The sequence below is a fragment of the Actinoplanes cyaneus genome (genome assembly GCF_016862095.1).
Taxonomy (GTDB): domain Bacteria; phylum Actinomycetota; class Actinomycetes; order Mycobacteriales; family Micromonosporaceae; genus Actinoplanes; species Actinoplanes cyaneus.
In genome coordinates, this window is sequence record NZ_BOMH01000034.1 from 20,706 (window position 1) to 27,330 (window position 6,625).

Annotated in this window: 6 protein-coding genes; 3 read left to right on the plus strand and 3 right to left on the minus strand. The window is 72.0% G+C overall.

Annotation, left to right across the window (positions count from 1 at the left end; genetic code table 11):
- Positions 1 to 3: 3 nt before the first annotated feature.
- From Acy02nite_RS22185 to Acy02nite_RS22195, 3 genes are all read right to left on the minus strand, one after another.
- Positions 4 to 1,002, minus strand: a complete 999-nt coding sequence (locus Acy02nite_RS22185) for an ABC transporter permease subunit (protein WP_203743488.1) — start codon at positions 1,000 to 1,002, stop codon at positions 4 to 6.
- Positions 999 to 1,976, minus strand: a complete 978-nt coding sequence (locus Acy02nite_RS22190; RefSeq protein ID WP_203743490.1) for an ABC transporter ATP-binding protein — start codon at positions 1,974 to 1,976, stop codon at positions 999 to 1,001. Before Acy02nite_RS22190 ends, Acy02nite_RS22185 begins: the two co-directional genes overlap by 4 nt.
- An 87-nt stretch (positions 1,977 to 2,063) precedes the next feature.
- Positions 2,064 to 2,849 (minus strand): DeoR/GlpR family DNA-binding transcription regulator, encoded by a 786-nt coding sequence (locus Acy02nite_RS22195; protein WP_203743500.1) that lies wholly within the window; start codon positions 2,847 to 2,849, stop codon positions 2,064 to 2,066.
- Positions 2,850 to 3,026: 177 nt separating this feature from the next.
- Here Acy02nite_RS22195 and Acy02nite_RS22200 point away from each other — a divergent pair, with 177 nt between their 5' ends.
- Genes Acy02nite_RS22200 through nagA form a run of 3 tightly spaced genes read left to right on the plus strand, consistent with a single transcriptional unit; the run spans position 3,027 to position 5,967 of the window.
- Entirely contained in the window at positions 3,027 to 3,962 is a 936-nt protein-coding gene (locus Acy02nite_RS22200; protein ID WP_203743492.1) for an SIS domain-containing protein, read from the plus strand.
- Entirely contained in the window at positions 3,959 to 4,885 is a 927-nt protein-coding gene (locus tag Acy02nite_RS22205) for an ROK family protein (protein WP_203743494.1), read from the plus strand. Before Acy02nite_RS22200 ends, Acy02nite_RS22205 begins: the two co-directional genes overlap by 4 nt.
- Positions 4,882 to 5,967 (plus strand): N-acetylglucosamine-6-phosphate deacetylase, encoded by a 1,086-nt coding sequence (gene nagA / locus Acy02nite_RS22210; protein ID WP_203743496.1) that lies wholly within the window; start codon positions 4,882 to 4,884, stop codon positions 5,965 to 5,967. The genes Acy02nite_RS22205 and nagA overlap by 4 nt, the downstream gene beginning before the upstream one ends.
- Positions 5,968 to 6,625 lie beyond the last annotated feature (658 nt).

Below are 6,625 nucleotides of genomic sequence, written 5' to 3' on the forward strand. Positions count from 1 at the left end.
ACCTCAGGTGATGTCTCGCCTACGGATCGTCCACATTGCGGCACCCACAATGATGATTGACACCGCGGCGAACAGACTGCCGGCCATCTGCCAGGTAATGGTGAACACCGGCTGCTGACAACCCTCCGTGGCGGAGAAGTCGCACGGCGCGTTGTAGTCGACGACTTCGTAGGACTTGGCCATCCAGGCCCCGATCCAGGCCGGCAGCAGGTACGCCTCGTAGAACCGGGCCCGCGCCAGCTCCAGCACGATGGCCAGGCCGAACTGGAAGACCACGATCACGCCGATCGCCGCGCCCAGCGCCGCCGCGGTGTGCCGCCCGATCGACGCCACGCCGAAGCCGATCGCGCCGGCCACCAGCACCAGCCCGAGCCCGCGCAGACCGGTCAGGCCGAGCGACTGCCAGGCGCCGGAGGTCATCTTCTCGGTCGTCCCGCGCAGCGTCGCGATCAACCAGAACAGGCCGGTCCAGGCCGCACCGGTGACCAGACTCAGACCGAACAGCCAGGTCAGCAGCGCGGAGAGCTTGGTGGACAGCACCTGCAGCCGTTGCGGCCGCCAGAGCAGCAGGTTCATCATGCCGCCGCTGTTCCACTCGGCGCCCACGAAGGACGCGCCGATCACGAACGCGACCAGCGCGAGCAGCGCCGCCCAGGCGATCACCATCGCCGGGAAGTCCTCCCGGAAGTCGAACTGCGGCGTCATGAACTGGTCGGCCGAGATCTGGTCGCGGCTCGGCGGAGTGATGTCGGCACAGTTCCCGCCGTACTTCGACGGGTCCTTCTGGCACTCCTGCTGCGCCTCCTCGGCGAACCGGACCTGGTCCTTCCACTCGTTCTCGGCCTGCGCCTCGGCGGTGGCCCGGGTTTCGGCGGAGGCCTTCGCATGCGTGTACGCCGTGCCGCCGGCGATCAACCCGAGCACGATCAGCGCGATCAGCACGGAGAACTTGGTGAAACGGCGCTTGGTCAGCCGGCGGGTCTCCGCCCGGAACAGGCTCACTGACCCCACCCGCCTTTCGCCACGACCTGGTCGACCTGCCGGTTCGTCCCGTCGACCGGAGCGGTGCCGGTGAGCTCGAGGAACACGTCCTCAAGGTCGGCCGAGACCGGGGTCAGCTCGGAGACGTAGATCTGCCGCTCGGCGAGCAGCTTGGTGATCTGCGCCGGGTTGCTCGCGTTCCCCACGGTGAAGTGGTCCTTCTCCATCGTGATCGCGGCCCCCGCGGTACGCAGCAGCTCCGCGGCGCCGAGCATGTCGACGCCCGGCTCCAGGCGCACCCGCACGGTCGACGAGGTGTGGCTGGCGAGCACCTCGGAGACGGAGCCCGCGGCCACCCGCCGGCCGGCCGAGATGATCGTCACCGAGTCGCAGATGAGCTGGATCTCGCCGAGGATGTGGCTGGACAGCAGCACTGTCATCCCGGAGTCGGACAGGTCCCGCATGAGCGTGCGCATCTCCCGGATGCCGCCCGGGTCCAGGCCGTTCGCCGGCTCGTCGAGGATCAGCAGTCTCGGCTCCTTGAGCAGCGCCGACGCCACCGCGAGCCGCTGTTTCATGCCGAGCGAGTACGTCTTCACCCGCTCCTTGGCCCGATCCCGCAGCCCGACCAGTTCCAGCACCGCCGGCACCCGCAACCGGTTCACGCCCCCGGCGTCGGCCAGCAGCGACAGCGTCGTCTCGGCGGAGAAGTTGCCGAAGAACTGCGGACTCTCCACGATGGCCCCGACCTGGCCGGCGACCTGGGGCAGGCGGTCCGGGACGGGCTGGCCGAGGATCGCCATCCGGCCGTCGTTCGGCCGGATCAGGCCGAGCAGCGTACGCAGCGTGGTGGTCTTGCCCGATCCGTTCGGGCCGAGGAAGCCGTGCACCTGGCCGGTCTCCACCACCATGTCGAAGCCGTCCAGCGCCTTCCGGACACCCTTGCGGCTGCGATAGATCTTCCGCAGGCCTGATATCTCGAGTACGGCGGTCATCGACGCACCTTAAGTGATCAGCGCCGATCCCGGGAGGCCAGCCACGGTGCGCGCCCGGCCCGTACGCCGGAAAGGGGTGTGGAATCCTCAGGCGACGATGACCTCGACGCCGGCCTCGCGGAACGCGGCAACGGTCGACGAGGACGCGCCGGAGTCGGTGACCAGCGTCTCGATCTGGGTGATCGGGCAGATCCTGGCGAACGCGTGACTGCCCAGCTTGGACGAGTCGGCGATGACCACGACGCGTTTGGCGCGCGCGACCATCAGGCTGTTCATGGCGGCCTCGCCCTCGTGGTGGGAGGCCGCGCCGAGCTCCACGTCGAGGGCGTCGACGCCGAGCAGCGCGATGTCGAGCGTGACCTCCTTGAGCAGCGCGCCACCGAGCGGCCCGACCACCTCGAAGGACTGCGGGCGGACGACGCCACCGGCCACGACGATCTTCATCCGGGAGCGGACGAGCAGCTCGTTGGCGATGTTCAGGGCGTTGGTGACGACGGTGAGCTGGGAGCCCTCGCCGCCGGCGTTCAGATCGGGGCGGACGGCCAGCGCGCGGGCGACCTCGGTGATCGTGGTGCCGCCGTTGAGACCGACGACCGTGCCGGGGGTGACGAGCCGGGCGGCGGCCTCGCCGATGCGCTGTTTCTCGGCGGAGTGCTTGGCGCTCTTGTAGCGCAGCGGCAGGTCGTACGACACGCCGTTGGCGACCGCGCCACCGCGCGTCCGGGTGATCATCTGCTGCTGTGCGAGCTGGTCGAAGTCGCGCCGGATGGTCGCCTGCGAGACGTCGAGGCGCTCAGCGGCCTCCTCGACGGTCACCCGGCCGCTCTCCGTGAGCAGCTCCAGCAGGGCATTCCACCGCGCGTACCGGTCCACCCAGACTCCCCGATGCACGTTCCATGATAAGTGTGTGCACATTAGTGCTCGAAAGGCCGCAAAGCAAAGAGAGCCCGTGCGCGGTACTTGCCCCGGCGGCGGCGTCATGAGCACAATAACGCGCGAAATACCCGGCTACCGAGCGTAAATGCGCAGCACAATCGGTGAGGATGAGCCATGACGCACGTGAAGGCGGAGATCGCCAGCCAACCGGACTGCTGGCGGCAGGCCGCGAAACTGGCCGCGTCGCCGGGGCTCCCGGCCCGTGGCGAGCGGGTCGCCGTGATCGGCTGCGGCACCTCCTGGTTCATGGCCAAGTCGTACGCGGTTCTGCGGGAGCAGGCCGAGCACGGTGAGACCGACGCGTTCCAGGCCTCCGACTTCCCGTACGGGCGGCGGTACGACCGGCTCGTGGCGATCACCCGCTCCGGCACCACCACCGAGACGCTCGAGGTGATGCGCGCGGTCGGGCAGAACACCCCGGTCACCGTGCTGACCGCGGACCCCGCCCAGCCGGCCGTCGATGTCGCCGGCGAGGCCGTCGTGCTGGACTTCGCCGACGAGCAGTCGGTCGTCCAGACCCGCTTCGCGACCAGCGTGCTCGCCCTGCTGCGCGCGCACCTGGGCCACGACATCGACGCCGCCGCGATGGACGCCGAGGTGGCCGTCCGGCTGCCGCTGCCGGTGCACCCGGCGCTCACCGACCAGATCACCTTCCTGGGCCGGGGCTGGACCGTGGGCCTGGCCGAGGAGGCCGCCCTCAAGTGCCGGGAGACCGCCGGGTTCTGGACCGAGTCGTACCCGGCCATGGACTACCGGCACGGCCCGATCTCGATCGCCGGCCCGCGCCGCGTGGTGTGGGCGTTCGGTGACGTCCCGGCCGGGCTCGCCGACGAGGTCGAGGCGCGCGGCGCGTCGTTCGTGCACAGCCGCCACCACGGCGGGTACGCCTCGCTCGGCCGCTGGGTCGGCGGCCGCGCCCCGCTCGACCCGATGGCAGACCTGGTCCTCGCACAGCGCGTGGCCGTGCTGCTCGCCACCACCCAGGGCCTCGACCCGGACAACCCGAGCGGCCTGACGCGTTCCATCGTGCTGCCCGACGCCCAGCCGTGAGCGACACCGTCGTCATCGCCCTCGACGTCGGGGGCACCGGGATGAAATGCGCCCTGGTCCAGCCGGACGGTGCCGTGCACCACCAGGAACGCCACCCGACCCACGCCGAACGCGGCGGGGACGCCCTCACCGAGAACATCCTGGAGATCGCCGAAGGGCTGGCCGCCAGGGCCCGCGCGGACGGGCTCACCCCGGTCGCGGCCGGCATCGCGGTGCCCGGCGTGGTCGACGAGGTCACCGGCGTGGCGGTCTGGGCGGCGAACGTGGGCTTCCGCGACGTGCCGCTGCGTGACCTGGCCAGTCGTCGTCTCGGGCTGCCGGCGGCGCTCGGTCACGACGTCCGCGCGGGGGCCCTCGCCGAGGCGCGTCTCGGCGCCGGGCGCGGGCGACGGCACGTGCTCTTCGTCGCGATCGGCACGGGCATCGCCGGCGGGCTCGTCGTGGACGGCGCCGGCTACTCCGGGGCGCACGGCGCGGCCGGGGAGATCGGGCACATCATCGTCCGGCCCGGCGGGATCCCCTGCGGCTGCGGCTCGCGCGGCTGCCTGGAGACGGAGGCGTCCGCCCGGGCGATCGGCCGGCGTTACTCGGAACTCTCCGGGCAGGCCGGCGCTACCGCGTACGACGTGGCCACCCGCGCCGCGGCCGGCGAGGAATTGGCCACCCGGGTCTGGCAGGACGCGGTCGAGGCGCTCGCCGACGGGCTGCTCACCGCGCAGGCGCTCTTCGACGTCGGGGTGGTCGTGCTCGGCGGCGGCCTGGCCGAGGCCGGGGACCAACTGCTCGCGCCGGTCCGGGAGGCGCTCGGCCAGCGCGTGACGTTCCACCGCACCCCCGACATCGTCCGGGCCGAGCTCGGCGACATCGCCGGCTGCCTGGGTGCCGCACTGCTCGCTCTCGACTCGCTGGGAAGCCCCGCATGACCCGCATCTCCGGCCGGATCGTCACCCCCGGTGGCGTCGTTCAAGGTCAACTTCGCCTTTCCGGTACGACCATCGAGGCCGTCGTGCCGGACGACAGCGCCGGTGACGACGTGATCGTGCCCGGTTTCATCGATCTGCACTGTCACGGCGGCGGGGGTCACACGTTCACCACCGGCGACCCGTCGAGCGCCCGGGGCGCGGCCGAGTTCCACCTGTCGCACGGGACCACAACCATGCTGGCCAGCCTGGTCAGCTCCCCGTTCGAGCTGATGCGCTCGGCGACGCTGGCCTACAAGCCGCTCGTGGACTCCGGGGTGATCGCGGGGATCCACTTCGAGGGGCCGTACCTCTCCGCGGTCCGCTGCGGCGCGCAGAACCCCGCGTTCCTGCGTGACCCGGTCCTGCCGGAGATCACCGAGATCATCAAGATCGGCGAGGGCGCGGTACGGATGATGACCGTCGCCCCCGAGCTCGACGGCGCTCTGGAAGCGATCGCCTGCCTGCGCGACGCCGGTGTCCTCGCCGCCGTCGGGCACACCGACGCCTCCTACGAGCAGACCCACGCCGGAGTCGACGCGGGCGCGTCAGTGGCCACCCACCTGTTCAACGGGATGCGCCCGGTCCACCACCGCGAACCCGGCCCGGTCGTCGGGCTGCTCTCCTCCACGGCGACCGTCGAACTGATCGCCGACAACATCCACCTGCACCCCGGGATGCTGGCGTTCGCCGCGCGCAGCGCCGGGCCGGACCGCTCGATCCTGGTCACCGACGCGATGGACGCGACCGGGATGCCGGACGGGTCGTACGAGCTCGGCGGCCAGGCGGTCGTAGTAGCCGACCGCGTGGCGCGGCTCGCGGAGGGCGGGTCGATCGCGGGGAGCACGCTGACCATGGACGTGGCCTTCCGCAACGCTGTCACGGCCGGGCTGTCCCTGGCCGACGCGGCGGCGATGTCGTCGACGACGCCCGCGCGGCTGCTCGGCCTGAGCGACCGGGGCGCGCTGAGCCCCGGCCTGCGCGCCGACGTCGTCGTCCTGAACCCGGACCTCACCCTCAAACAGGTCCTCCGCGCCGGCGCCTGACCCCGCCCGCCCCAGCCACCACCGGACCCAGCCACCCCTCCAGCGCCGCCGGACCCAGCCACCCCGGCCACCGCCCGACCCAGCCACGGCATGGCCGAGTCGCTCCGACGGCCGGCTGGCACTGACGGCGCTGACGGCGCCGCGAAACAACCCTCACCATCAGCCGAAACCTCTCAGCTGGCGCTGAGGGTTCCGACCCAAGCCGGATACAGCCCTCAGCACCAGCCGACCTCACGCGGCTGGCGCTCACGGCTGCTTCGCAGCGCGGATACACCCACCAGCACCAGCTCACGCCAGGCGCACCTCGGTCGGCTGGCGCTCACGGGTGCTTCGCAGCGCGGACACACCCTCCAGCACCAGCCCACCTCACGCGGCTGGCGCTGCGGGGTGCTTCGCGGGGCGGAGGTGACTGCCGACGGCGCGGGGCCCGTGACAGGAATCAGCGTCGGCTGCGGGTTGAGCGCGGACCGGAGCGGGGGCAAGGCGCGGAGCGGTTGGGGCGCGGAGCGATTGGGGCGCGGAGCGGTTGGGGCGCGGAGCGGTTGGGGCGCGGAGGGACGGGGGCAAGGCGCCGAGCGGCTGGGCGAGGCGCGGTGGGGCGCGGTAGGGGCCGGAGCGCGGTGGGGTGGGGGCGCGGTGGGGTGGGGGCGCGGTGGGG